The sequence below is a fragment of the Lentilitoribacter sp. EG35 genome (assembly GCF_040784015.1).
GTDB lineage: Bacteria > Pseudomonadota > Alphaproteobacteria > Rhizobiales > Rhizobiaceae > Lentilitoribacter.
The window spans coordinates 38,067-64,136 of the sequence record NZ_JBFNGQ010000011.1 but is presented as its reverse complement, the minus strand read 5'-3'; the positions used below and the strand labels follow the sequence as shown (position 1 = coordinate 64,136).

The 26,070-nt window shown below is 43.4% G+C and carries 19 protein-coding genes; 6 read left to right on the top strand and 13 right to left on the bottom strand.

Going from position 1 to position 26,070, the window contains the following annotated elements:
• Position 1: 1 nt before the first annotated feature.
• Positions 2 to 5,230, bottom strand: coding sequence for a choice-of-anchor D domain-containing protein (locus AB2J24_RS16710; RefSeq protein ID WP_367386298.1), 5,229 nt, complete (start codon positions 5,228 to 5,230; stop codon positions 2 to 4).
• Positions 5,231 to 5,310: 80 nt separating this feature from the next.
• On the opposite strand from AB2J24_RS16710, the gene AB2J24_RS16705 reads away from it, so the two are divergent.
• Positions 5,311 to 6,237 (top strand): LysR substrate-binding domain-containing protein, encoded by a 927-nt coding sequence (locus AB2J24_RS16705; RefSeq protein WP_367386297.1) that lies wholly within the window; start codon positions 5,311 to 5,313, stop codon positions 6,235 to 6,237.
• Here the strand turns inward: AB2J24_RS16705 and AB2J24_RS16700 are convergent.
• The gene (locus AB2J24_RS16700; RefSeq protein WP_367386296.1) at positions 6,222 to 7,511 is read right to left on the bottom strand and encodes a spinster family MFS transporter; all 1,290 of its coding nucleotides are present in this window, start codon (positions 7,509 to 7,511) and stop codon (positions 6,222 to 6,224) included. The two genes, AB2J24_RS16705 and AB2J24_RS16700, sit on opposite strands and share 16 nt — an antisense overlap.
• An 858-nt stretch (positions 7,512 to 8,369) precedes the next feature.
• On the opposite strand from AB2J24_RS16700, the gene AB2J24_RS16695 reads away from it, so the two are divergent.
• Positions 8,370 to 10,508, top strand: coding sequence for an autotransporter domain-containing protein (locus AB2J24_RS16695; RefSeq protein ID WP_367386295.1), 2,139 nt, complete (start codon positions 8,370 to 8,372; stop codon positions 10,506 to 10,508).
• Positions 10,509 to 10,931: 423 nt separating this feature from the next.
• Here AB2J24_RS16695 and AB2J24_RS16690 read toward each other — a convergent pair whose 3' ends face one another.
• The 9 genes from AB2J24_RS16690 to AB2J24_RS16650 all read right to left on the bottom strand — a co-directional run bounded on the left by AB2J24_RS16690 (position 10,932) and on the right by AB2J24_RS16650 (position 19,374).
• On the bottom strand, positions 10,932 to 11,135 hold the full coding sequence (locus tag AB2J24_RS16690) for a hypothetical protein (RefSeq protein ID WP_162652189.1): 204 nt from the start codon (positions 11,133 to 11,135) through the stop codon (positions 10,932 to 10,934).
• Positions 11,136 to 11,673: 538 nt separating this feature from the next.
• On the bottom strand, positions 11,674 to 13,392 hold the full coding sequence (locus AB2J24_RS16685) for a hypothetical protein (protein WP_367386294.1): 1,719 nt from the start codon (positions 13,390 to 13,392) through the stop codon (positions 11,674 to 11,676).
• A 92-nt stretch (positions 13,393 to 13,484) separates the two neighbouring features.
• Positions 13,485 to 14,183 (bottom strand): hypothetical protein, encoded by a 699-nt coding sequence (locus AB2J24_RS16680; RefSeq protein WP_367386293.1) that lies wholly within the window; start codon positions 14,181 to 14,183, stop codon positions 13,485 to 13,487.
• Positions 14,180 to 14,935: a hypothetical protein gene (locus AB2J24_RS16675; protein ID WP_367386292.1), complete on the bottom strand. Its 756-nt coding sequence runs from the start codon at positions 14,933 to 14,935 to the stop codon at positions 14,180 to 14,182. The genes AB2J24_RS16680 and AB2J24_RS16675 overlap by 4 nt, the downstream gene beginning before the upstream one ends.
• On the bottom strand, positions 14,928 to 16,808 hold the full coding sequence (locus tag AB2J24_RS16670; protein WP_367386291.1) for a hypothetical protein: 1,881 nt from the start codon (positions 16,806 to 16,808) through the stop codon (positions 14,928 to 14,930). The genes AB2J24_RS16675 and AB2J24_RS16670 overlap by 8 nt, the downstream gene beginning before the upstream one ends.
• 91 nt (positions 16,809 to 16,899) lie before the next feature.
• A complete protein-coding gene (locus AB2J24_RS16665) occupies positions 16,900 to 17,127 on the bottom strand; it encodes a hypothetical protein (protein ID WP_367386290.1) in 228 nt (75 codons plus the stop codon).
• 107 nt (positions 17,128 to 17,234) lie between these two features.
• A complete protein-coding gene (locus tag AB2J24_RS16660) occupies positions 17,235 to 17,648 on the bottom strand; it encodes a very short patch repair endonuclease (protein ID WP_367386289.1) in 414 nt (137 codons plus the stop codon).
• Positions 17,645 to 19,198 carry a DNA cytosine methyltransferase gene (locus tag AB2J24_RS16655; RefSeq protein ID WP_367386288.1) on the bottom strand — a complete coding sequence of 518 codons (1,554 nt, stop codon included), beginning with the start codon at positions 19,196 to 19,198 and terminating at the stop codon, positions 17,645 to 17,647. The genes AB2J24_RS16660 and AB2J24_RS16655 overlap by 4 nt, the downstream gene beginning before the upstream one ends.
• Positions 19,195 to 19,374: a type II toxin-antitoxin system Phd/YefM family antitoxin gene (locus tag AB2J24_RS16650; RefSeq protein WP_367386287.1), complete on the bottom strand. Its 180-nt coding sequence runs from the start codon at positions 19,372 to 19,374 to the stop codon at positions 19,195 to 19,197. Before AB2J24_RS16650 ends, AB2J24_RS16655 begins: the two co-directional genes overlap by 4 nt.
• A 607-nt stretch (positions 19,375 to 19,981) precedes the next feature.
• On the opposite strand from AB2J24_RS16650, the gene AB2J24_RS16645 reads away from it, so the two are divergent.
• The 3 genes from AB2J24_RS16645 to AB2J24_RS16635 all read left to right on the top strand — a co-directional run bounded on the left by AB2J24_RS16645 (position 19,982) and on the right by AB2J24_RS16635 (position 24,212).
• Positions 19,982 to 21,148 carry a tyrosine-type recombinase/integrase gene (locus AB2J24_RS16645; RefSeq protein WP_367386286.1) on the top strand — a complete coding sequence of 389 codons (1,167 nt, stop codon included), beginning with the start codon at positions 19,982 to 19,984 and terminating at the stop codon, positions 21,146 to 21,148.
• Between the two features lie 443 nt (positions 21,149 to 21,591).
• Positions 21,592 to 21,816 carry a helix-turn-helix transcriptional regulator gene (locus AB2J24_RS16640; RefSeq protein WP_367386285.1) on the top strand — a complete coding sequence of 75 codons (225 nt, stop codon included), beginning with the start codon at positions 21,592 to 21,594 and terminating at the stop codon, positions 21,814 to 21,816.
• A complete protein-coding gene (locus tag AB2J24_RS16635) occupies positions 21,816 to 24,212 on the top strand; it encodes a DUF5906 domain-containing protein (RefSeq protein ID WP_367386284.1) in 2,397 nt (798 codons plus the stop codon). Before AB2J24_RS16640 ends, AB2J24_RS16635 begins: the two co-directional genes overlap by 1 nt.
• Before the next feature lie 151 nt (positions 24,213 to 24,363).
• Here the strand turns inward: AB2J24_RS16635 and AB2J24_RS16630 are convergent, their stop codons facing one another.
• Together AB2J24_RS16630 and AB2J24_RS16625 are read right to left on the bottom strand one after the other, a co-directional pair.
• Entirely contained in the window at positions 24,364 to 24,672 is a 309-nt protein-coding gene (locus AB2J24_RS16630) for a hypothetical protein (RefSeq protein WP_367386283.1), read from the bottom strand.
• Between the two features lie 3 nt (positions 24,673 to 24,675).
• Entirely contained in the window at positions 24,676 to 24,864 is a 189-nt protein-coding gene (locus tag AB2J24_RS16625) for a hypothetical protein (RefSeq protein WP_367386282.1), read from the bottom strand.
• 506 nt (positions 24,865 to 25,370) lie between these two features.
• Here AB2J24_RS16625 and AB2J24_RS16620 point away from each other — a divergent pair.
• Positions 25,371 to 26,045 (top strand): hypothetical protein, encoded by a 675-nt coding sequence (locus AB2J24_RS16620; protein ID WP_367386281.1) that lies wholly within the window; start codon positions 25,371 to 25,373, stop codon positions 26,043 to 26,045.
• Positions 26,046 to 26,070 lie beyond the last annotated feature (25 nt).

Below are 26,070 nucleotides of genomic sequence, written 5' to 3'. Positions count from 1 at the left end.
GTTAATCTAGCGGGATACTAAGCTTTACAGCAGCACTATAGGTTTTTGATTTTGAGCCGACACCGCCAACATTGCCTGAAAAGGAAAGGCTTGCACCTGATGTTGATTTTATATCAACGCCTGCTCCAAAAGTTCCAGTAAACCCTTTTGTTTCTTTTGCAAGAGTACCACCGGAGAATTGATTATTTGGGGCATATGAGTAGACTCCTTCTAAATAGGAAGAGAAAGTTAGGATCGAATCGTCGCTTAGAGCAAAGTCTTTGGATATTTTGGGACCAAAACTTATATTTCCTAGCGAAACTGTTCGACTAGGAATTTCGATATTAAAATTATCTTTATAGGCTTTTTGAGTTTCGCTGAGATACCCCCATTCCAAACCTGGAGAGATTGTCCATTCATCAAAGGTAAAATTACCGGTCAATGCACCGCTCACCAACCAGCGAGATGTTTCAAAGGTATCAGTATAGGTTCCAAATGGGGTTATGTTGTTGGTTGACTTACCCCAGGCACCGTGGATATCAAATATAAGTTCATCGCTTAATTTAAATGTTCCATAGGGACCAATCATCCAGCCTGTTCCGCTAGCTTTTGCATTGGGGGTTGCAAAATTATGATTAGTCCAGTCGTATTGACCCTTAATGCCAATCAGAGCATTTGGGCTTAACAGATAATCAACACCCACATGAGCGATTGAGAATGAACCATCATCTGTCGGTGCATCATAAAGTGTGGTCTGTCCCTCAATCCAAGTATCCCACCGATTTACCTGAAACGATGTGCCATTTAGTTGATTTAAGGGCTTGTTTACCTGCTTCAGGCGATTAAGACTGGTCGTATATGACAATATATTGCCATCAAGCGATACATCTATCGGAACTGGATTGGTTAAGTTAAAGCCAAGAGCAGAAACGGCACCAGATGATGCTCCCCCATCATTGCTTTTTAAACGATCTACACGGCGAGATCGGCTTGGCTGGTTAGATAAGATTAATGTGTTACGAGCGCCAAGGAAATCAGTTATCAATTGGCCAGTAGCTTCACGCGTTTCCAAAAAGTCAAAAGTACATATGACAGCTTCACCTGCTGCTAGGTTAATAGTTGCGCTATGATTGGTTATGTCACCAACAGAATTACTGTCATTACAGGCAATTGCAATTATCGCATATCCAGCTCCGGTCATATCGTTAGCTGTAACAATGTAAGTTCCAGGTGCAAGATCAATACTTGGAGACTGTCCAACTCCTGAGACCGTACTAACTGTTAACGTTAAAGCCGGTGTTGGAGAACTGAATCCAAACGCAGCATCACCACCTTGACTGTTGACGACCAACGAGATCGAGCCAGTTCCAATGCCGTTTCCCTCTATCGCAAAATCATATGCAGCTTCATTGCTATCATCGGAGTTAATCGTCAGAGTTGCTGATTTTGGCCCCACAGATGAGGGATCAAACTGAACGACAACCATGCTGGAACCAGATGGAGCAATTGTGTTAGCCGGAGCTGTAGTAATTGTGAACTCACTGGCATTCACACCCGAAAGCACCGCATTAGTGACATTCAACGTAGCCGTTCCTGTGTTTTGGATAGTAAAGGTACGGGAAATCCTGCCAGAAGTGATATTTGTGGAACCAAAATCGGTATGATCGGCTGTATCTGGCGTTGTATCGCCATCAACAATATTAATCGAGTTACCGACAACATTGATCTCTGAATTTCCAATACCGTTTCCCGTCAAGGCAAAGTCATATTCAGATTCATTACCATCATCAGAACTAATCGTTAGGGTTGCTGATTTTACCCCCGCAGATGAAGGATCAAATTGGACGACAACAGTACTGGAGCCAGACGGAGCTATTGTGTTGGATGGAGCTGTTGTAATCGAGAATTCGCCAGCATCAGCACCCGAAAGCACCGCATTAGTGACATTCAGTGTACCTGTGCCCGTATTCTGAATCGTGAACATACGTGATATCGTGCCAGAAATAACATTCGTGGAGCCAAAATTTGTGTGATCGGCGGTTGATGGCACAGTGTCGCCATCAACTATATTAACTGAATTACCCACCACATTGATTTCCGGAAGGGACACCCCTCCCGCTCCATAAATGGGAAAATAATATGGTCCTTCATCCATATCGTCATTGTTAATTTTCGCGCTCGCAGCAAAGCCACCATTTTGGGATGTGAATCGTATGGTGAAGCTTGTTGTTTGACCAGGCAATACGGCAGATGCCGGTTGTACTGGAATAGAAAATACGGTTGACCCAACAATAGAGACTGCGTCATTCCCAAGGTTAAGTGATGCTGTACCTTTGTTCTCTATAATGAAAGTTCGCTCAACAATTATTCCGTTATTAGCAACCGTCCCAAAATGACTGCCATTCGCTGTGCTTACAAGATTTATACTGAAAGAGGTGTTATAAGGTACATCTTGACCGTTACCGGTTACGGAGATTTCAGGTGCCGCATTTGAACCTGTACCTTGCAGCACAAAATCAAAAGGCGCTTCATCTAAATCATTATTGGGAATTGTGAGTGTTGCCGTACGCGTTCCAACAGCTGATGGGTCGAACTCAACAATTACTTTTGTATTATAAAATCCACCTGGATCAACTGACGCCGCAGGTTGGCTGACTATCGTGAAATCAGCGGCATTTGGTCCGCTCAAACTTGCACCGCTTGGTAAAGAGAGGGCCTCTTCACCTAAGTTTGTGATAAGAAATGTCCGGCTTGCAGTTCCAGCGGCTACATCTGTTACACCAAAATCTGTATGGTCTGCACTCGAAGGGGTTGTGTCACCATCAGTGATGATCTGGTCTACACTTAACACTCCACCTCCAGAAACTTGTATCTCCGGGCCTACTCCTTCACCAGTTATCTGAAAGTTGAATCCACCCTCGTTAGCATCATTATTGGCAATTGTGATAATTGCATTGCGATCCCCGTACACGCTGGGATCAAATTGGATCGAGAATGTTGTTGTTCCACCATTTGCTGCAACTGTGCTTGCTGCATCTGAAACCAGAGAATAATCTCCAGCATGGGTTCCACTGATCACTACACGTGGTGTCCCTGTAAACATCAACGGCGCATTACCGCTGTTTGTTATGGTGAAAGTATGAGTATCCGTACCTCCAGTAATAGGAATTTGACCAAAGTCTGTGTCTCTGGATACTGATGGTAAACTTCCAAATGGATCGCTGTTAATATTTCGACCATTGCCAGTGATAGCAATTTCCGGATCCCCTCCACCAGTGCCAGCGATTGCAAAGGTATAAGGAGATTCATCAGAATCATCATTTGCAATAGAAATATTGGCTGTGCGTAAACCAAGAGCGGATGGGTTAAATCCAATATTAAAAGAACGGGAATTACCTGAATTGATAGATGTTGAAGGCTGGCTTATAATCGAAAAATCTGAGGCGTTTGCCCCCGAGATAGAGACTGCGTCTGAACCTAATGTCAACGTGCTAGTGCCGGTATTTCTAATTCTATAGGATCGTGAAATAGATCCGGAATCAATATCTTGCGTACCAAAGTCGGTGTGATCCGTAAGGTCGGGGGTTGTATCACCACTCCCGATAGTCACACTATTTCCTTCCACATTGATTTCTGGAGCAACAGCACCGGTTCCTTGAATACGGAAATTATATGGATTTTCATCAAGATCATCATTGGTGATTGAGACATTGACAGGGCCGCGAAGGCCTGCCCCACTGGGGTCAAACGTAATTTCAAATGTTTCAGGCACACCAGCATCCACTAATTGTGGTGGCTGCCGGCTAACGGTGAAGTCGCTAGCGTTTGGACCACTGAGCGTAACCGCACTCGTACTTTGCAGATCAAGGAAAAACCCAAACCCATTGTTTTCAATTGTGAATGTTCGCGTGACACTTCCGCCGTTTATATCTGCGCTACCGAAATCAGTATGATCGCCAAGTATTGGTGCATGATTAGTGTCGTCAGCGATGTTTTGGCCATTTCCCGTTAAATTGATTTCAAGGGCGCGACCAATCCCCTGTACCCTAAAATTATATGGACTTTCGTCTGAATCATCATTTGCAATTACGATATTGGCAGGGCCAAACATACGCGGAGCATTCGGAGAAAACTGAATATGAAAAGTTGCTGTTCCACCTGGCGCTACAGTTGTTGTCGGCTGTAAAGGTACCGAATAATGACCGGCATCAGTCCCAGTAATACTCACAGCATTAGCACCAAGGTTTAAGGTGTCAGTTCCGGTATTTTCAATTGTGTAGATTTTGGTAACACTATCATTTACGCTTACATCAAAATTTGTCGCGCTCGATGCTGAGGGATCATTGGCTGGATCATCAGCGATGGTTGTTGCGCCCCTTAAGACATTGATCTCAGGAAGCGAACCACTTCCAGCTCCAACAACTCTAAACCTAAATGGCCCCTCATCGCCATCATCATTGGCAACAGTGACAAAAGTCGAGGACGTTCCCTGTTGAGAGGTATAACGCATGGTAAAACTGGTTGTTTGCCCAGGTAAAACAGTTGAAGAAGGTTGGGATATCACTGTGAATGCACTCGCGACTGAAACCGCGTCCACACCTAAATTAAGTGTGGCGGTTCCCAGATTTCGAATTACGAAAGTCTTATCAACAGTAACTCCATTGTTTGACACTACACCAAAATCAGTATTGTTGAACGTGCTGAAAGTGTTAGAATTATGCAAGATCTCAACATTGTTTCCAGTAATTGAGATTTCTGGCGCGCTGGTCGAGCCTGTTCCTTGTATAACAAAATCAAATGGACCTTCGTCGGGGTCATTGTTCGGAATTGTAAGAATTGCAGTTCTTATGCCCGTAGCGGATGGGTTAAATGAAACAGTAAACCTAGTGTTTTGAAATCTTGTTATAGAATTCGAAGGTTGCGAGTCTATTGAAAAATCACTCGCATGTGTACCACTTAGAATAGCACCACTGGGCATGAGTAATGTTTCGTCACCAGTGTTTGAAATGCTAATTGTGCGTGTAGCTACACCTGATGCTAGATCCGTAATGCCAAAATCTGTACCTTTGGCAAGCGTAGGTGCTGCATCACCATCGACTACGTTTGCGATACCAAGAACTGAAACATGTATATCTGGTGCAGCTTGTGCAGAGGTACTGAACGTTGCAATCAACACAGTAATGAATAGCGGTAAAATTACGCTAAACAAACGCGCAAATGACAAAAAACTGTATGCAACTAATCTGAACATAATAAACCCTGAAAATTACTCTTTGTTAACTTTTCAGGACATTAATCATCTGATATCATCATGAATAGCAGGTGTGATGAATGAAGGTTATTCAATTTATGAATATGCGGGACTTGGATTTGAACCTGTTATTGGTTTTTGAAGCGATTTATACCAGCGGGAATATCTCGCGTGCTGCCAACCACCTTGACCTAAGTCAGCCAGCGCTTTCAAACGCGTTGGCTCGTTTGCGTAAGCAGATGGATGATCCACTTTTTGTAAGAGGTGGTAATGGTGTCGTCCCCACGCTTCGCGCAGAGGAAATTATTGATCCCATTCGTGATGCACTGGCAATGATCCGTCAAAGCGTTGACCCAGGAGCTGTATTTGATCCGGAAACGTCCAAGCGACATTTTCGTATGATTGTTGCTGACCCTTTGGAACAAATAATCATGTCGAAATTATTGAATAACCTTGGGAGAAATAGCCTTGTTACTTTCGAATTGCAGCCTCCACAAGCAATGCAGATTGAAGATGCTCTATTATTGCAAAAAACTGATCTCGCCATATTCCTATTGCACAATAAAAACGCCGAATTGAACAGCAAATCTTTATGCCCCGTAGATCTCGTTGTTCTGGCGCGTAAAGATCACCCGCGAATTCAGGGCGCTGCAACGATGGCACAGCTGAAAAAGGAAGGCTTTGTAACCCTAACTTTAGCACCTAGAAAACTTGCAAACTCAGAAAAAGTAACATTTTGGCAGCGTTTGCACCTTCGAGAAGTTTGTCATGTTTATAAAGTTAGCTCCATTGGTCAAATGGTTGCACAAACTGACTTAATTGGCGTTGTACCACGTGTTTATGCTGAACAAATTGCTTCTACTAATGGAATTCAGTTTTTTGATCTTCCGGTTGAGATGAGCAATCAGAGTTTTCATATGATTTGGCACAAACGTGCCGATATGGATGCAAGCTCAATATGGCTACGTGATCAGGTGGCTTCCTGTTTTTCTTATGATGCAGCATGATTTTCGCTTGTTAATCGCCCAGCAAGCCAGAAATGTATAGCAGCCCATAGGGCGAAGGATTGTAATGTTGCAAGAGCATACCGTAATGACTGATCTCCATGGGCGGATGAAAGTAAGTCACTTATCAAGCCAACAAGAATTGGTCCTAAACCCAATCCAATTAAATTGACCATACACATGAAAATAGCTGTTACCATTGGTCGGGCAGTCGGTGCAACGCGTGAATAGAGATGCGAGAAAGTTGGACCTGCAAACATAGCACTAGCGACCGCTGGGATTATAAAAACTGAGAGCGCAAGTGAAGTGTGATCTAACAAATAGAACAAAATGGAAAATGGTTTAGTAATTAATATCGAAATAGCAACAAACTTTAGTCGCCAAGTCGGGTTCTTCTTTCCTAGTTGGTCACAGACGACCCCACCTAACCAAGTACCTAATGCACCAGCAACACCAATAGCAAACGCCAAAAAGATTCCCACTTGCACAATGCTCAGCCCATGGCTACGGATCAAAAATACAGAAACCCATGAAACCGCTCCATATGCAGTCATTGCTGTGAGTGCAGCACCAATAAGTGTATGCAGTGTACTTTGATCACTAACGAGCAATTTGAGTAGTTGTTTGTAACTTATTCGTGGTTGGTCAAATTCTTTCTCATGTGAAGGTCGTATTGGCTCTCTCAAAGTAAAAAACATAAACAATGCTAATAATAACCCTGGTACACCTGCCACAAAAAATGCCGTGCGCCATCCAAATTGAGATGCTAAAATACCACCTATCAAGAAGGCAAAAAACACACCTATGTTATTTCCTGCCGAGTAGAACGATAGTGCGCTGGCCCGTTTTTCGGGAGGGTAGGAATCCACAATCATAGAATGAGAAGGTGGAACGCACCCAGATTCGCCAACCCCCACGCCCATTCTGGCAAGGAAGATCATGGTATAAGAACCAGCAGTTCCCATCAGTATTGTCATACCACTCCATAATGAAAGTGCTATCACAACAATCTTCTTTCTATTGCCTGACTTCGTAATTCTGGCAATTGGAAACCCGAAAAAAACATAAACAATGGCAAAGGCAATTCCTGACAAACTACCTAATTGCAAATCTGTAAGATTAAATTCCACACCGATATCATTTAACGTGATGTTCAATATCTGGCGATCAAGATAACTAAGTGAAAACGCACCAGTCAGTGAATATAATAGCGACCTGCTACCAGTTTTTTGATCCGGCCCCATTTCTTCCTCCCAAGCATGAGTTAGATATGTCATGTGTATGAGAATTACCAGCGTAATCTAATGAGACCGCTAATAGAAGCAACCAATACAACAATAACTCGGCATCTAATTGGGTTTAAACTTGATGCATTTACTTCCACAAAACGATACAATAATGATCGACAAAATTTAAATTAACAGAACAGGACTGTCTGTTCAGGCCAGTTTTCTCGTTGAAACTGTTAAGATGAAATTTCCGATCTTGAAGTAATAGCGGTCCATTTGAAATCGAACTATAAGTTCAGGCTCTGCCATTAACGGAATAGTTCCAAGTTAGAAATTGTAACTCGTCAGTGCCTTATGGTTGGTTGGTTGAATATCCGAGAGAGTAACTTAGGCTCATCACGCCGTCATGTAGAACAAATGATGAGATGGAGGAACAAACGAGCAATAAACGAGGCAACTCACATTGTAAAAGATATCATGCAACAGATCCGGTGCAGGTATTCCTTAAAAGACAAGGTATAGATCATGTTGTCGGCCTTCTTGGTGAAAACGGTATTACAGAACTTTTTCGGCAAGAAACGCCTTGCTGTTGATATGGACCAAGAGACAAATACAGACCAAGTTAAGAACTTCTGCAATCATGATTCAAGCCTGCCGAACCATTTACTTTCCACACAAGGTAGATTAGAAGAATGTCTGATAGTTAGAAGGCGAGTGTTGAGCAGCAACTGTTTACTTGATGTGCCAAGTGACTCATAAAAGCTTTCTGTAAATAGAGATCAACGACAACCCGTTAACAATCAATTACTTACTAACGGATTTATTTGGATTTCACGTCTTGTGTCTATTTTTTGCGCGTTGTTTCGCCGAAAGGTTTACTGCAAGAAATGCACTGAGGGGCAAGTTATGAACTTCAAGACCGCAGGGGATGTAAGACCTGCTGCGTCTGCTCGGAGTAAAACGACCAGATTTCTAGCTCGTTGTTCATCCAACCTATTGGTCACCACATTATTAACCCCGGTTTTGATGTTGAACCCTTTTGGTACGGCCATATCCTCGGCAGATGATAACGTGATTTCGACCATCGTTAATGTGCAAAATGGCTCCTTTCCTCTGGATGGGACGGACAGCCTGACGATCACTTCAACCGGTGAGATCAGCACTTCTGCCAACACGGACAATGCCGTCTCGGCAACAGGTAATGGCAACACCATCACCAACCTGGGTGTGCTTTCAACAGGTGGGGTTTTAAGTCATGGCATCTATCTTGATAATAGCGATAACAACACCATCACCAATCTAGGCGCGCTTTCAACAAGCGGGTTTATCGGCCAAGGCATCTATCTTAGTAATAGCGATAACAACAGCGTTATCCAGTCGGGCAATATCTCAATCCAAGGGTCGAGTGGCGGTGGAATTACATTTGAATTCAGTAATAATAACAGTTTAATCCATTCGGGAACGATCTTTGCGTCAGAGGCGAATGGCTCTGGGATAAGTGTTGGTGATAGCGACAATAACAGCATTATCCATTCGGGCACGATCTCCACCACTGGGACGAGTGGCATCGGGATGTTTATATTACAAAGCAACAATAACAGCTTTGTCCAGTCTGGCACAACCTTAACGACCGGCGAAGATGCGGTCGGAAATTACCTTTTTAACAGCAATAACAACAACTTTAACCAGTCTGGTACGATCTCCACAACTGGGGTGGATGCCCATGCGATCTTTTTGACCGGGAGCAGTAGTAACGTATTTACTATCACAGGTAAGCTCACATCGACCCAAGCCAATGCCTTTCTATTTGATACTTTTGCCACTACGGGCAATATCATTAACCTGACAACAGGTGCCTTTCTCGGTGGAGCCATTGATTTAAATACCAGCGGTAACTTCGTTAATATTACAACGACACCCGGCCATTCGGTGGTTTGGGATTTTGGTGCTGGTTCTACCATAACAAGCGGCATTCAAGTGTCTGGCACTGGGGCCTATCTGGTCAACGGCAATACCTTTTATTCTGTCGATCCAACAGGTTTTCTTGCCCGAGCTGACTCGATTGGTGATACGGCGGGCATGTTGACTGGCGTTGCCAACTCACGCCTTGGCTCTGGCGCGCCGGCAGTTTTTGAGCAGCCAAGTGGTTTTGCCTATACCCGCGACGATGGTTCTGAATATTCGGATGCCCGGTTTTGGGGCGATTTTATAGCCAGTACTTCTCAATATGGCGCGACCAGCACAACACTTGGCTATAACAGCCAACAATATGGCGTGGCGCTTGGCTATGAACGGGATTTTGATATCGACACCACTTTCGGTCTGATGGGCGGCTATCTGTATAGCGGATTAAAGGCTGACAGCCGTTTCACCACGTCTCAGGAGATTAAAAGCCGTGGTGGCTATCTGGGCATTTATGGCTCATATGAGCTTGCTAATGAAATCAAGCTGTCTGGCTCATTAATGGCAGGACGGAGCGCAAATGACAGCTCACGCATATTCAACAATAACACCGCCACGCCAAGCTTCACCGAAATGGCGACAGCTACCTATGGAAGCACCTTTATCGCACCAAGCATCAGCATATCAAAAGACTATGTGCTTGATGAGAAAACCATTCTGACACCCATGTTTTCAGCCCTTTATGCCCATCAATGGAGCAGCGACTATGCCGAGACAGGTTCCTCGAGCAACTTAACGGTCGGTTCAAGCGAAGAAAGTGTGTTTGAGGCTGAGGCAGCTCTGGGCCTAACCCGCCATCTGGAAGAGACTGATCAATATAGTGGTGGCAAGGTCACTGCACGACTCGGTGCTCTGGTACGCACGACACCCAGTAGCAATATGCCTGCGCTCTCCTTAGCAGGTGTTGGTGCGCTAACGAATGCCAGTCGCAACGATAACCCTCTTATTGCAGTAACGGGCGGGTTAGATTTTGATTTACAGCTCACAAGTTCCGTTTCATTTACCGCCTCTGGCAATGTTGCAATTGGCAACAATGATTATGTCAGTGCTCAAGGAAAACTGGGGTTTAGAGTACGATTTTAAAAGACTCTGGATTTCATCTAATTGGATTTTGAGACAGTATTCGAGATAAAGTTCTAGCCCAACTTTTCAAAGTAGCGTTCAATCGTGATAAGCGGCACTAATTTTTTTGGTCTGAATTTTTGTCGGAATTGATGAAGTGAATTAGTTTCCGATCCATTCAGATTATATTCTGTGTAACCTTTATTTATGAGAAATTCTGATATCCAACGGTACATGTATTCTGAAGCGCCGCTATGGGTCCTGTCAACACAGATTGCAATGCTGTTTGAAACAATACCTAACTTGGGTAACTCGCTGAGAACTATTCCGATCACCTTGGAGTTACAAATAAACAAATGTAACGCCAATCCAGAACAGTTTCATCAACAGGTTTATATCTGCTATGCAATTTCGCAGATTCTTTCAATTCCGGTACGATGCGCGCTAAGGTGACTTTTTATCCTTGCCAACAGCATGCTCGCAAACACGTGCCCAATGATCAGGTATATTCGATGCGCCAGCTGGCAGCACAAGCATACTCTTTTCATCATTTGAGTGCTGTGCCAAAAAAGCCAGTTTGCTGCCCTTTTCAAAAGACCACAGCCCCTTTCTTCCGGTGTGTAGGAGATATGCAGCCGAATGTGCCATACTGTCGGGGCTCCTAGGGAATTCGTTTAATAAACTCGCTAAATCGTTATAATTAGACCATGACCAACTGCGAACTAACTTAATAGAATCACCACTTTACGCATTACATTTAACGGATATCCCATAAGTTTAGTCACATAGTTGATATCATTTCAACTCTAAATTGAGCTTCCAGAGCAATAATCAATCCAAGCTCTTATTGAAAGCGTTATACCCCTAAAGAGAATTTCGAAATAATATCAATCGGATAATGGTGCTGCCGAGGTGATTTGAACACCCGACCTCTCCCTTACCAATGTGTTTCTCGGTGTTCTAGACGAGTTTGGATGGTGGCATCCATAGGCATATAACGTTGCACAAAATACTGATTTAAATACATAATTCACTACAGGAACTTTGTAAATGACCGTACCTGGCCGTCAGACTTTGTACTCCTCTACCCTACTAATGGCCTATTAGTTGTGATCTCATCAGTCAGGAAATTTGGCAGCCATAAATCGGAAACACAAGCTATTTGCAAATGAACCGAAAGGTTGGATTAATACAGCTCTCGCGTGTTCCACAAGTTTTCAAACAGAATACAAATATCTTTCATTTTTATTTCGTAAGGTATCGGTAGCAGTTTAACTTTACCTGTGGTTTCGTTCCTTATCTGACTGTGCAACTCGGTAATGACATTTTCAGCAGGGCCGATCTGTGCCCTTAGTCTAATGAACTGCGACCAAGTGCATGTAGCTACTGTTTCTGTCTTATTTGAGTACCCGAGATCAGAAAATCTGCTCGCGGCTCTACCCACAGCTACTAACTTTACCTTGATTTCTTCATTGCTGGCAACTTTGCTGAAGCGCAAGCTTCGAAGAAGCATATCTGTACCCTTTTCAGATAGGTATTTTAATATCTTATGCTCCCAATCTTGTATCTCAGAGACAAAATTCTTTGCGCGGCTTGTTATTTGCTTCATCGTTGCGCCAGTGTAATCTTGCCATTTGAACTGAAAAAGGCATAACTCATTCGTAATAGTATCAAGAATTGCACCGTCAATATCGGTTAAAATTTTACCATTCAGTTTGAGTTTTGCGCGAGTTTCTAACCTTTTATATCGCGTGCCTTGGAAGAGCGCATTTAAGTCGGAACGCATCCAATCCTCTCTTTGCATTCTCAACGAAGTCTGATTTTCGGGTTTGTTTTGAAGCCGTTTCACAGTGTCAAATGGATTTATGAATACTGCCGACGTTGGCTCAATCAGGTAGTTGTCGGTGAACTTTATGAAGAAGGGTATTACTGGATCAACGTCTGAAGAAAGATCCGGTTTGGATTTGTCAGTTAGCGTGAGCATATCAATAATGATCGCCACAAGTATGCGATCCATGCCGGTAAACTCCGACATGTCGTCAATAATCTCATTCTTTGGTTTCCATATACTTAAACTCATATAAGTGTTAACTTCCGGCCACTGTTTTCTACCGGAAGATACTAAATGAATGTGTTTAAGCTTGGCAGACATAAGAAGCGCAACAATTGCCGTCAGATCAGACGCTCTTACACCATTGATTCTAGCATCGGGATGGAAGCCCGCTTTATCACGTAATTTTGTCAAAATAGGCATGGAAATGGCAATGAAGTGCTCGTCCATGGCGGGAGTTGAGTTGTAACCTACCATCGTTCCCCTACCTGTGCGCCACGGGAATACTGCTGCGTCAAGTTCGGCTTGGAGTTCTGTCGGAGTTAAGGCCTCAGCGTTGATTTGTGGGGATGTTGGACGCATAAGATTATCGACGTTGTCCAACATTTCATCTTCCAACTGATCAAGAAAAAGGTCTCCGTCTCCTGAATTCTCCATCCATACTGTTAGTTTTTCACCTGATTGTTTTGCGGAGAGAACTCCAAGTTCCAACATGTCGGCTGCGCGATTTAGGAGTATGGGTGTCCCTAGTTTATGCAATTCGGCGGTTGCAGCGCGAATTGAGCCGCCAGTACTTTCCAGTAAAGGGACACCGTTTATGGAACCAATTCGTGGCAACACAATCTCGAGGAAAGAATTCCAACCACGCGTCAAAATATTTAGTTCGGGCTCAGATAGCTTAATTGCGCGTTCGCCGCCAAATGTATTTTGAACCATCCAAAAATCAAAAGCGCGACATACCTCAATGAAGAGCACCGTGAGTTGCTCTTCCGACATTTGTTTTAATAATCTTGAAGTAGTTTCAAACTGCTCATCGGCTGTAGAACGTAATAACTTGATGATTTGTTGGCTCATGAGTCTTAATTCTCAGTTTGTCCTATAATGCTTGAAGTATTTTTTCAGCCTAATTCTCTGAAATTGCTCGCTATTTCAGAGAATTAGGTGCTTTATCTAAACCGATCGAATTCTGGTGGTATCTTTTCGAGCCAGTCCTTGACTTCAAAACTATGGATGTCCCACGTAACTTGCAGTTGGTTTACCACTTGTGCAAGCCTTCTGGGTGTTCCGGCACCTTTTGTTCCAGCACCGCGCTTAAAGGATAAATTGTCTTCATCGTAGTAAAGTGCTCGGCAGAGCATCTGAAATGTTCTTGTAAACATACCTTGCTGACTGGTGCACTGTTCCCGTACCTCGCCGGGAGTATCCGGTCGTCCACATAAGGCATGATCTGCATCCTTACCAAACTGAGCATACATCTGAGCTGGCATTCTGACCTTATGACGTTGTGCCTTTTGAAAATCATTTGGGCTGGCAGGAAACCACGCATCGAGTGCTCCAAACTTAGAGGAGCCATCTTTATCCCGTTTAAACAGGCAGTCCTTCAATACAAAAGTGAGCCAACACCACAATCCTGTATTATTCAGATGATCTTGAATTTCCTGAGATCCGAAGGCATTCTTAATCGCCATTGCCATTGCTTTTGAAGTGTCAAACTTCTCAATTCTAAGAGTTGTGGTGCCTAAAACCGGAACAGCAATCGTGTTATCATTAAGGTCAATACCAACCTCAGCAATTTCGCCTCTGCAGAATGCTTTAAATTTTTCAATGCCTCGATCTGTAAATTTAAACAAATGCTCAAATTTCATTTTTCCTCTCCCTGTTCATCAATTTTCCCAATAGCATCAGGTAAAAGGTTCATCTTTGCCAGTATTGTGGATTTAGCATCATCCAGCCACTCCTGAAAAAAATTAAGATTGTTGCTCGTTTTTGGAAATTGCTTGCACCCCATGGACTGTTCAACCCATTGTACCCATTCATACATCCATCCTTCTTCATACCCGCTATCGCTCTTGAAAATGCATGTAAAGACTTGTTCAATGACGACTGGGAAAACACTTATCAAGAAGACTGGGTCCGATTTAACCCAGGTTATTGCGCTTTCAATATTTTCGTTGACATAGAGAACAGGAAAGTCGTTTTCCGACATCGATAACTCCCAAAGAAAAGGAGATGTATCCTTAAGTTGAAAGTGAAGTATCCCTTCGGTATCACCATTTTTATTAGTTTTTGGCAGTTTTGTGGACCCAAGTAAAAGTCCGTTAGATGATACATCTTCACTTACAATACGAAGCTCAGGCTTTACGTCATTCAAACTGACACCTTCGAATGAAAACGTCGAATTTGGTTTTTCAAGAGTCCCAAAATCAGCAATATAAACATTCTTGTTTTCTGTCATGAGAACACGGACACGTGAATTTGCCGGGAAATCCTGAACGGCTTTCTGGTTCAGTATTTCGAAGATACAGATTGTGCCGTTTTCATCGTTCTGCCAATCAAAGTTGAAGTCCGACTGTGCAAGATTTTTTCTTCCGGTTAACGGAATTGTTTGCTTAGGCATTCTGGACATTCCTCGAACGATATGGTGTGTGATGCACTATCAGTTCCCGTCGCGTGTCAAAGCCCGTGACTTTCATAGCGAATGTTTCATCACACTCTAAAAAATTGAAACCTGCTTCCGGTCCCTTCGCGCCTTCGCTTTTTTGAATTATACGTTTTTTAACATACCCATTTGCGGACATAACAAGATCAGGAACCTTAAAATCATGCGGACTCCATCTTGGTTTAGCTCGTCCATCTGCATAAGCAAATCTGAGGTTCAGATTTATTGGCCATCCTTCCGCTTCCGGGTTCGCTTTAACTTCAAAGCCGTCGTCAGACATTGAAACAACAAAATACTTTACTTTGGGTTTGGGAATCGGCGGAATAACTATCTTCGTCCGTTTTTTCTTCTTTCCCTCTTTTGGTGCACTAGGCATCCAAAACCATTTGGAAAAAACAGACGAGTCTGGTTTCAATGCGTCGGGTTGTACCAACGCTCTGATAGTCTTAGGCAAGTTGGCTACAAAGCTCTTCAGATGCAGGTTACTCTCAAAACCACGCTCATTTAATTTTTGTCTTACTTCCTGATTACCCAACAATCCGAGGTGAGCCTTACCCTCGCAGAAATTCAAATAAGAACTCAGTTTATCTTCAGTAGTAAAAATAAAAACATCGATATTGGCTCGATTAGATGTCTTGACATCAGGGAGAAGCATGCCCCCCCTATAAAACATATCAACTGATTTATTACCCGGAGGTGTGCTTCTCAATGCGACACGAAGCTTGCCTTCAAACTTTGCGGTTTTCTTTTGAAGGCCTACCGATATAAGAAGCTCTGCTGTACCATTATTTTCGAAAAATTCCCGAATTTCCTCGCGATTTTCCGGACTTGCCAACACAGAGCTGCTGTTTGCCGAGCCATCGATTTGAAGGGTGAAATCGGGCGTTGCATCGGACGCACTCAAAATTTCAAGTATTCCGTCTGGGTCTTCAACAATTGCTTGCTCGCTAAATTTTTCACGCACCATGAGCGCGTTTTCCTTCATATTATCGGCGTTGATTTGCTCACCGTTTATCTCGACGATCAACTTCCTATCAGCAATTGCCGGGGCAAAATTTTCAATCGCTGCAGCCCTTATTTTATCCGAGGTCAATTCTTCCCTAGGATAAGGAATAATAAGTGATAACCCAGAGGCACCATCCATCGAGTAATCATTAGTTTTCAATGATGATGTAAGCAGGTCGACTTGTTCAGAGCAGTGCAACTTAAAAACATCTTGGTCCTCACATTGCGCGAAAATTGCAAAGGGGCTACGCCATTTTCCTTCGAAATCTCCGGATTTAAGAACGCTCATTCCGCAACAGAGCACTTCATTCTCATTCTGACGACGAGTAATACCTAAGACAGTTTGAATTTCTGAAGCCAGCAAGAACGTTATACGCCCGATACCTCTACCGCCGCGACCAGCTCCATCTTTATTGGATCGGCCGAAATTGAGCCAGTAGCCCCAAAAGTCCTCCCCGCGCTTCGTAATATTACCTTTGAGGCCGGTAGTGTTTGTGTCTTCGACAACAAGCCAGCGGAACTTTCCCTCATCCCACTGTTCGGACCAAGGTAGTTTGCAGGTCACTTTTTTGTTTTTTAAATTACCAAATAGTATGGCATTAGCACCCAATTTACCTTCATAAAAGGAGAACTTGATTACTACTGGTGCATTTGGATCCTTTCCGGCATCCAAAACGTTCTGAATCGCTTCTCGTACGAAAGTTGCAGAATGAGGAAATCTATCGGTGTCAAAAATTTCACTATCCAACCCCTCATGAGTAGGGGACCCTCCTGTTCGTGGCCAGCCCCAATTTAAGTGATTTCTGGAAGTTTCTTTTTCGATCAAAATTTGATTTCTCCGTCAATTGATAATACCAAATAACCGTTGCGCAAAAATATTATAGATTTACGTTTCGTTTCACTGGCTCATGGGTCACCTAATCATCGAGTCTAAATTCACTGTCTTTTCCGCGACCATCTCCAAAAAACCGAGACTTTGCGGAGTCCAACTCCTTCTGAAGCGCGCGAGTAATTTTACGCGCATCTTCATCTGAATAATCATAAGAATTCTTGTTTGCGAGATTTCCTATGAGACGGATGTCCTTAATCGCGCGATTTACACGTGCTTCAGCAAGATCAATAAACTTCTTTCGTTTATCTCGCACAATATTCTCCTTTAAGCTGCATCAATGACACATTTTTCATGGAAATGTCAACATTTCACAAATACATTATATACATTCATGAAATATATTTCAAATGTACGCGATATCTACAGGAACAGTTGATTTTCAATGTCTGACATTATTTCAACAGGAGACGACTTTAGTTGACACTCCCACACTACAATGACACGCCAACCCTTCTCTTCAATCTCTTTCTGTTTTCGATTGTCTCGCTCCACTGTGCGATGAAACTTCTCCCGCCAGAATTCAGTGCGTGTTTTAGGGATTGACGCTTTGGAACAACCTTCATGTCGATGCCAGAAGCAACCATGCACAAAAATTACAGTTTTATATTTTGGAAGAACTATGTCAGGCCTACCCGGAAGGTAAGGAACATGAAGTCTAAAACGATACCCATATCGGTGAAGTAAACTTCTCAGAAGAATTTCAGGTTTTGTATTTTTGCCTCTGATGCGAGACATATTCCAACTGCGACGCTCCTTGGAAATTCGATCCGTCACGCATTGTCATCTTTCATTTGATCAAGAACCTCAGCGATAATAGCTGCGATCTGTTTTGCAAGATAAGGCGGCACAGCGTTACCAACTTGGTGATACTGTGATGTTCTTGGCCCCTCAAAGCAGTAATTGTCGGGGAATGTCTGGAGTCTAGCGGCTTCTCTCACCGTTAAACTTCGACACTGTTGAGGATCATAATGGATAAAGTAATGACCATCTTTCGAGATGTGAGATGTTATTGTGGTAGAAGGCTGATCAGGTAGCTGTACACGGAAACGGTCGGAGAACATCGTTCCTGCTCTACCCTCCTTAACATTTGCGTGCTCTGGGAGAAGGCTGACAGGGAAATCGGCTAGTTTTGGTGTTTTACCTGAAACGGATGCAAACGACGCAGCAAAAACATAACGCCTGAGGTCGGAAGGCATATGCGCACGGGATTCATGACTATTTAAATTAGTAAGTTTTGAGTCGTGAATACTATTTAACACTTCATGAGAAAAACAGGATTTAGCAGGGTATCTAGATGAGGATTTATCAAGGGCACTAAAGGGTTCCGCCAAATCTGAAGCCATGCGCTCGTGCAAATCTTTGGCATACTTGTTACCATTTAACTCGCTGCGAACTTTAGCTAGATCCAGACCCTCTATTTCCCGACGCCATCGCTCATAATTATCGTTACCCTTGGATACACCACTTCTTATTTTTGGCAGGTCTCCTATAGTCTGCTTCAGCGTTGGTGAGCTTTGGGGCTGTAACCGCCCAGGGTGTACGTCGATGTCATCGCGTATGCCAACAATGAACATTCGATGTCTCGCTTGAGGGACACCGTATTCTTCTGCCCGAACCAGAAATATGCGGGGATCAACTTCTACAATAGGAAGCTCATCTTCTGAGAGAGAATAGAGCCTATAACCCAACCCATTCGAAGATATCCCAAGTGCGTTTTTTGGAGAAGTAAGATCAGAAATAATACGATTGATCACGCGTTCACCATCTACACGAGCTGACAACAACCCTTTAACATTTTCCATCACGAAAACAGGCGGCGCGTGATCGATAATAATTCTTAGATATTCCTTGTAAAGAAAATGACGTTGATCTTTCTTGAATTCAGGATCACCCATCATTCTTGATCTACCAACCAATGAGTAAGCTTGGCAGGGTGGACCTCCCATCAATGCCCACTTAGTCTGATTTTTTAGCCGATCAGAAATCAGTTTACGGACCCGATTATGATTGCCAGCTCCAAGTGACAATCTTATTGCAGATTTATCAGCGCTTTTTTTTTGTTTCGGATGCTGTTTGTACAGTTCTGCGAGAGTAATTTCACCTTTTAGATAGCGGTAGTAATCTTCTGGTAACTCGCGGTCCTTGAAGGCTTTAAGGAAATGCCTTAACAACAACGTTTGATGAGCAAATTCATCCTGTTCGATTGAAATTACACTTTTAAAATATGTGTCCTTTTTCCCGCGAGTGAGTGATGAAAAACCTTCTCCAAGGCCTCCCGGTCCAGCGAAGACATCAATTAAAGGATAGGCGGCCTTTCTGCTCATTCGCCTCTGTCCACTCCATTTTTATAGGAAGAGTTTGCCAGCCGTTCATAATCTTCTGCGCTAAGCACAACAACCACAGGTCTGCCATGCTTTTCCACCGACACAGGTTCCTGCCGTGCGATATCAATCAAATAACCAAAGCGGTTTTTAGCATCTCGTGCGGAAAGTGTTTTCATCGAATTTCGATCCATAATAGACATTTTAGCTATTATGGATCGAAATGAAAGTTCAAGCAACGATTTAAGTTGTGCAATACAGGTTTCTCCAAAGAGAAAATGAAATTCTTATGTCACCAATTTATGTTTTGCGTTTTATAGACACAGCTTCTTCTTTCCGGATTGCGCCTTTTTCAGCCTCATAACCTGATGATTATTCGAGCTTTTTCAGAAAATATGTTTATAATGAATTGTGGTCATGATGTAGGTCACAATACCAAACGTAAGACTTACCCGCAAATTTATTAATGTACTTAAATCGCCCAAGAGTGGGCAGGTGTTCTGTTGTGAAGGAATACCAGATAGCTTGAGTTACATGTAAGAGTGAAACAAAAGCATATTTCCAAAAGAATAACTCAACTTAATTCGATGAACCCAACTAAGTTGACACGGGCGATTCCTCAGTTGTTTCCTACGCGTGCGCGCAGGTAGGATCATAGCATTGCATGAGGTTGGACAGGTTTTCTTTGTTTGTGACGACGACATAAATCATCACCTAACATGATGATTATTCGAGCTTTTTATAAAAATGTGTTTATAATGAGTTGTGGCTATGTTGGAGGTCACAATGCCAAATATACGACTAACACGAAAATTCATTGACTCAATTGAAAACCCCAAAAGTGGGCAGGTCATTTACCGAGACACAATGCTGCCAGGGTTTGGTGTGCGTGTCGGCATAAAGTCAAAAACATATATTGTTGAAAGCCAAGTAAACCGGAAAACGAAGCGAGTTACACTCGCGCGTGCTGATCTTTATCCGCCAGAGGTAGCTAGGCGTAAAGCGTTAGGCATTCTGGGTGATATGGCGGAGGGTGTTGATCCAACCGAAGAGAAGCGCAAGAAAGCTGCAGAAAAGATTTCAGTCGAAAAGGCTTTTGAGAAATTCTTTGAAATTCGCACGCATTTGTCAGAGGCAACTGTTGCAAACTACTCAAGGACCGGAAGTATTTATCTGAAGGCTTGGGCTAAGAAACCTATGTGTGAAATCACAAAGCAAATGGTGTTAAAGCGACACCAACAGATGTCGCGCAAGAATGGAAAAGTTACGGCAAATGATTCATTTAGGCATTTCCGCTCAGTCTATAACTTCATTGCAGCCACCGAAGATAATTTTCCACCTAACCCTGTCGTAATTCTCAATCAGGCACGAGCATGGAATAAGGAAAGACGCAGACAAACTATTATAGAAGCAAAGGACCTGCCGAGTTGGTGGGAAGTGGTCATGGAACAACAGGACTATGCCCGAGACTTTTTGTTGATGGCACTGTTCACAGGTATGCGGCGCGGCGAATTGCAACGTCTGCGTTGGGAGAACATTGATCTTGAAGAACGCAAACTGCATCTGCCCGTAACGAAGAATGGCGACCCTCTTATGTTGCCATTGTCTGATTATCTCTTGAACCTACTCAAAGATAGGAAAAATAAAGCTGATGCATCGCCTTGGGTCTTTCCGGGTAATGGGCCTAGGGGCCACCTAATGGAGCCAAAGAAATTTCTGAAGCGTGTGGCGATGGACTCGGGTGTTTCCTTCACTCTGCATGATCTACGCAGAACATACATCACCATAGCCGAGAGTTTAGATATTCCGCATTATGCTTTGAAAAGACTTTTAAACCACCGGACTTCTTCCGACGTTACGGGAGGTTACATAATTATAAATGTAGACAGACTTCGTGGTCCTGTCGAACTTATTACTGCATGCATTCTAGAACTCAAAGAGAGGCGCAGCTAAACGGCTAACCCCACCCCATCAACGGGTATTTGATACTACCCCGGGGTGGTCTCCTCGGGTACAGAAGTCTCTTTGATGAGCTATTCATTCCCAATGCAATCGCGGCATGTGTATTATATAAGGGGCAATCCTGATTGTCGGTCTTACGCGCACGTTGGATAATGTTAGACAATCTTAGACGGAATTAGAATCGCAATAAAATTTTGCTTGACGAACAAGATCAAATCACGTCATACATGCAACTATAGAAAGATATCCCAAAAGCGGTGTTGCGATCGTGGGGCGGTGAAAGTCCGTAATCTCGGGGTGGGGATAAACCATTAAGTTGGCCCTCACATGCAGGTGATAGTCCTGACCCAGGCATAATGGCCGATATAGGAGTATGACGCAATAGTGCGCTGCTCTGGCGTTTTTTTCAACCATTATGAGACTGGAGTACAGCTATGCCTGTAAATCAAAACACGTGTGCAAACACATCAAAACTAAATCTTCTAACAACTCAGCAGCTCGCTCACTATACGGGTATGAGTAAATCATTCTACGAAAAGCGAAGGGTAAATAAGCAAGCACCACCATATATAAAAATAGGTGGTCGCGTTTTTTATCGCTGCCCAGATATCGATGCATGGCTCACAGGAAGTGAATGCCAACCTGGGGAGGCAAGCTGATGCATAACGTAAAAACTCAAAACAAAGAAATTTCGACTTTCCTTGAGAAAGTAGCAGGCCTTGGCAATGAAAAAACTTATGCAGTTTATAAGGCCAATGGCCAGCCCAAGTATCGTCCTCGAGCGGGCCTTGTGTCCGCCGAGGTGATATCAGCCCACCTTAGTAGCCAACAGCCCATCGGGTGTTATTTCGTCCTAGGTGACCAAACAAATGTCGCAGTGATCGACTTTGATGATCATGATGGCTTGCTATCATGGGATAAAATGGTCGAGCACACTAAACCCGTTATTGATAGACTTCGAAAAGAAGGCTTAGAACTCTTGCTCTGTCGCTCTGGCGGCGGAGCGGGTTTACATGCCTGGATGCTTTGGAAGAAACCGCAAAAAGCCAAACTGCTGCGTCAATTTCTAAGTCATCTCATATCGGAGTGTGGTTACAAAAACGGCACCAAGGGCGTACAAGACAAACAAGTCGAGATTTTCCCTAAAAGCGACCGTGTGAAAGAGGGTAAATTGGGCAATCTAATTGCCCTTCCTTTTGCACGAAAATCAGTGCCTCTTGATGGCGATCTTCAGCCTATTGATTGGTCAGATTATGTGAACCCAAAACTTGCAGAATTTTATTCGACTGACATAAATGAACTTTACGAACCTCCGCCTCCGAAGAAAAAGAAACAGTCCAAAACCAGATCATTGTCTATCAAGCCGAATTCCGAACTTTCCGATGAAACATTGCCGGGCGATGAGAAGGAAGCACGCGAGGCATTAAAGTTTGTTGACTCGCAGGATTACGACATTTGGATAAAAATTGGTTTTGCAAGTAAGCATGCTTTTGGCAATTCAGGGTTTGATTTATGGGACGAGTGGTCAAGTAAATCATCTAATTATAAAGAGCGTGAAGACACACAGAAAATATGGGAAGGGCTGGAACCTGATGGCAGTCTAACCATCGGCACCATTTTTCATCTCGCTAAAGAGGCCGGGTGGGACGGGCCAAGCAATAAGATAATCAGAGAAATGAATTCACGTTTTGGAGTTCTCACACATGGCAATTCGACCCGCATAATCCTTAAGGACTATAGTGGTGGTGAAGTGCTTTCTTTACTTGGGAAAGGACCATTTCAAGACCGTTTGAAACCTGAGAAATTTTTAAAAACAGACGAAAACGGAAATACTCGTTGGCAGGAGAAGTCAATTTATTGGCTTAACCACCAGTTGACGGCGCACTATTACGAAGTCATTTTTGATCCTTCGAAGCCGCCGGGACACAACAGCAATAAATGGAATCTCTGGAGAGGATTCGCTGTTGAACCTAAACAAGGTGATTGGGGTCTGTTAAAACAGCACATATTCGACAATGTTTGCAAAGGCACACTAGAGCGCTATGAATGGTTGTTAAATTGGCTGGCACTTGGCGTGCAGTATCCAGCAGATGTCATAGGCACTGCGCCCGTGCTTATCGGCTTGCCCGGAACGGGTAAAGGCGTACTCGCCAATGCCTATGGGCGCTTATGGCATCCTCACTTTGTTTCAATCACAAAAGACGACCATGTGAATGGACGCTTCAATCAACATATGGAAGCGAAACGGTTTATCTATATTGATGAAGCGATGTTTGGAGGTGATCGAAAAAATGCAGGTGTTATCAAAACATTAATCACCGAGCCGAATGTTATGATTGAACGTAAAGGCATTGACCCCATTTACTATGATAATCATATGATTTTCATGGCCACCTCTAATGAACGATCGGTTGTACCAGCAGATATTGGGGATCGGCGTTGGCAGGTGTTTGAAGTCTCGCCGGATATACGTGATGATAAAATGTACTTTTCTTCAATCATAAAGCAGCTTGAGACAGGTGGCTATGAGGCCATGCTTTTTGATCTTCTTGCAAGGGATATCTCGAACGGGCCGAGCCCGAGAAAGACAATTAAGACACCTGAGTTGTTTGATCAAATAATTCAGGCGCAAGGGCCAATTGAGAGATATGTATATCAGGTGCTTGATGCTGGATATCTGCCGCAACCAGATGCACCGGGAAATGGTCCTGGGATTACCACGATTGCTGCTATGTATTCAGACATGAAACATAACCAGGCAGCCGCGCAATATACGCAACAAACAATATTTGGACGTGAATTGAAGAAAATATTTCCAACACTGCGAACAAAGCAAAGTGGAAAATTCATCGATGGATATTTAAGATCAGGTGATCCAAAAATCACCCGGTCAACGCGTTACTATTTCCCTCCGCTTGCTGATGCCCGCCGTTGTTTCGAACTGCATATGGGGCAAGAAATTCCCTGGTCTGACAACACGATTGAATGGCTGGGGGACGTTGATCCGCCACATGATTACACTGCGTTTGATAATGGTGGGGAAGCACCTTTTTAATATGTGTGAAATAGGCAAACGGGGTAGTTTTTACTGCCCCCGCTTTTGCCATCTGCTGTGTTAAACTTTTTTTGTCCATATTGCTTATACAACCTATATACCCCATACTTTTCTTATACTTCTATAAGAAACCCATGTGTTGATTATGGGCTTAGTCATTTTCGAAAGTCAGACGTTTCTCTCTCTGTATGATTGGCAAAGGTACGACAGTGTCTTTCGGAAAGTGTTCATGATCATGTCGGTATACCCGCAGTTCGTTCTCTGCCTCCGACCGAACGGAATAGAGCAACTCGCCTTCAATGACTTCGCTAGCGTGTTTGCTGGTCAGGCGATAGCGCATAACCATTGCGATCAATCCCAAAAGGAATGAAGGTGGGATGATGAGCCAGGCAAATTTCATCCAGTCCGGTAACGACTGATACGTATCAAACAAATCTTGCCAGAAATTATAGTCTTCCATGCTTCAGTCCTTTGAAACGAGCGTTGGTTTCGCAGGAATTTGAGCAATCAAATCCTGGCTGACTTTGAGATTGTGGTGTTTGAGAAATTTGCAGAATGCAAGCAATGCCTCGTCGGCATCCCGATTGACGAGACATCTGTTCAAGATGACCGCTATTTCAATGTCTTCCGATGGATAAAAATCTTGTTTCATGTTGATCAACTCCCAAGTTTAATTTTCAAAGAAAACGGCTACCGGAGATTTATCTCTGGCAGCCGGGGAGTTTGTAAACCGCACAACGACGGCCGCAATGACCTTTAGGCCGGAGCCCTGGACATGCGCCATTGCCTCCCCGACCATGAAAAGTCTGAGGAGGCATCATTTCGGTTGATGCCAACCGCGTTATGAGGGGTTACAACGCCCCGAGCGCGAACAATCAGCCGCGCCTGACGACAGTTATACATCGACGTGTTTAAATTGCAACGAAGTCAGAGTTGGACCTGCAACTGAAATTTCGGGTTTATTCGGTGAGCAAAGAATGGAGTTAGAAAACAGGATAAGCGGCCTAGAAAGCGGAAATTATAACCTAGGAGTATAATTTTGCCGAATATGGTCTAATTCTGAAGATGGTTTCGGCATTTATGCAACTCTAACGCTATAATTTTTTCAGAGACTCAGTTAATAGACTTGTTGATCATTTTTACAAACTGAGGCGACGAATGAATAGCAATCTCACCAGTCGAGAATTTGGTCCGGAATTTCATAAGGCTAGACGTAATCTAACTTTAACTGGTGCTGTCTTGTTCGTTTGGGAAATTGCGGGACTTGAATTGCAAAGCGCTGCATCACTTCCTTTAACAGGAATTTCAGTAACAATTCGCAATCCTGAGGTAGTTCCTGGAATGCTTGCATGTTTGGCAATGTTTTTCGCTGCCCGCATGTTAATTGAATGGAAGCAAAGTGATTTTGACAGGCGAACGAATATTTTCTCGCGTGCAGACTTGATACTTGCATTCGCGATAGCAGCAGGTGGCATTTTGGTATTTGTCTATCAAAACATAACGCAAACTGACGTCGCAATACTATTTCTTGAGGATTATAGAGGCGTGTCCGGAGTAATAATTGTAAGTGTTGTCTTCTATTTGGTCGGATGGGGATTAGGTGCTAACTTGGCAGACCAAATGCATGGCAATCGCGATAACGCACTAATTGTTATCGTGCCATTCTATTTACTTCTTTGTTGCTTGCCGATATTGCAAATCAGAAAGCAATATTTAGACGACTCCATTTCACCTATACTGGTCTTGTTAATTTTGGTGCCCTTCTTGGTGAGCATATTTGCCATACATATTGGCTATCAACGAGAGAAGAAACGGTTAATCGACGTGTATTAAACTCCAATTAAAACGTAATGGATTT

Bases quoted from the DNA above. Each gene is read 5' to 3' on its own strand.
- AB2J24_RS16705 (WP_367386297.1), top strand. From the start codon at position 5,311: ATGAAGGTTATTCAATTTATGAATATGCGGGACTTGGATTTGAACCTG.
- AB2J24_RS16690 (WP_162652189.1), bottom strand. From the start codon at position 11,135: ATGGCACATTCGGCTGCATATCTCCTACACACCGGAAGAAAGGGGCTG.
- AB2J24_RS16640 (WP_367386285.1), top strand. From the start codon at position 21,592: ATGCCTGTAAATCAAAACACGTGTGCAAACACATCAAAACTAAATCTT.
- AB2J24_RS16650 (WP_367386287.1), bottom strand. From the start codon at position 19,374: ATGAAAACACTTTCCGCACGAGATGCTAAAAACCGCTTTGGTTATTTG.
- AB2J24_RS16695 (WP_367386295.1), top strand. From the start codon at position 8,370: ATGAACTTCAAGACCGCAGGGGATGTAAGACCTGCTGCGTCTGCTCGG.
- AB2J24_RS16710 (WP_367386298.1), bottom strand. From the start codon at position 5,230: ATGTTCAGATTAGTTGCATACAGTTTTTTGTCATTTGCGCGTTTGTTT.
- AB2J24_RS16635 (WP_367386284.1), top strand. From the start codon at position 21,816: ATGCATAACGTAAAAACTCAAAACAAAGAAATTTCGACTTTCCTTGAG.
- AB2J24_RS16675 (WP_367386292.1), bottom strand. From the start codon at position 14,935: ATGCCTAAGCAAACAATTCCGTTAACCGGAAGAAAAAATCTTGCACAG.
- AB2J24_RS16625 (WP_367386282.1), bottom strand. From the start codon at position 24,864: ATGAAACAAGATTTTTATCCATCGGAAGACATTGAAATAGCGGTCATC.
- AB2J24_RS16655 (WP_367386288.1), bottom strand. From the start codon at position 19,198: ATGAGCAGAAAGGCCGCCTATCCTTTAATTGATGTCTTCGCTGGACCG.
- AB2J24_RS16700 (WP_367386296.1), bottom strand. From the start codon at position 7,511: ATGACATATCTAACTCATGCTTGGGAGGAAGAAATGGGGCCGGATCAA.
- AB2J24_RS16685 (WP_367386294.1), bottom strand. From the start codon at position 13,392: ATGAGCCAACAAATCATCAAGTTATTACGTTCTACAGCCGATGAGCAG.
- AB2J24_RS16680 (WP_367386293.1), bottom strand. From the start codon at position 14,183: ATGAAATTTGAGCATTTGTTTAAATTTACAGATCGAGGCATTGAAAAA.
- AB2J24_RS16645 (WP_367386286.1), top strand. From the start codon at position 19,982: ATGCCAAATATACGACTAACACGAAAATTCATTGACTCAATTGAAAAC.
- AB2J24_RS16630 (WP_367386283.1), bottom strand. From the start codon at position 24,672: ATGGAAGACTATAATTTCTGGCAAGATTTGTTTGATACGTATCAGTCG.
- AB2J24_RS16620 (WP_367386281.1), top strand. From the start codon at position 25,371: ATGAATAGCAATCTCACCAGTCGAGAATTTGGTCCGGAATTTCATAAG.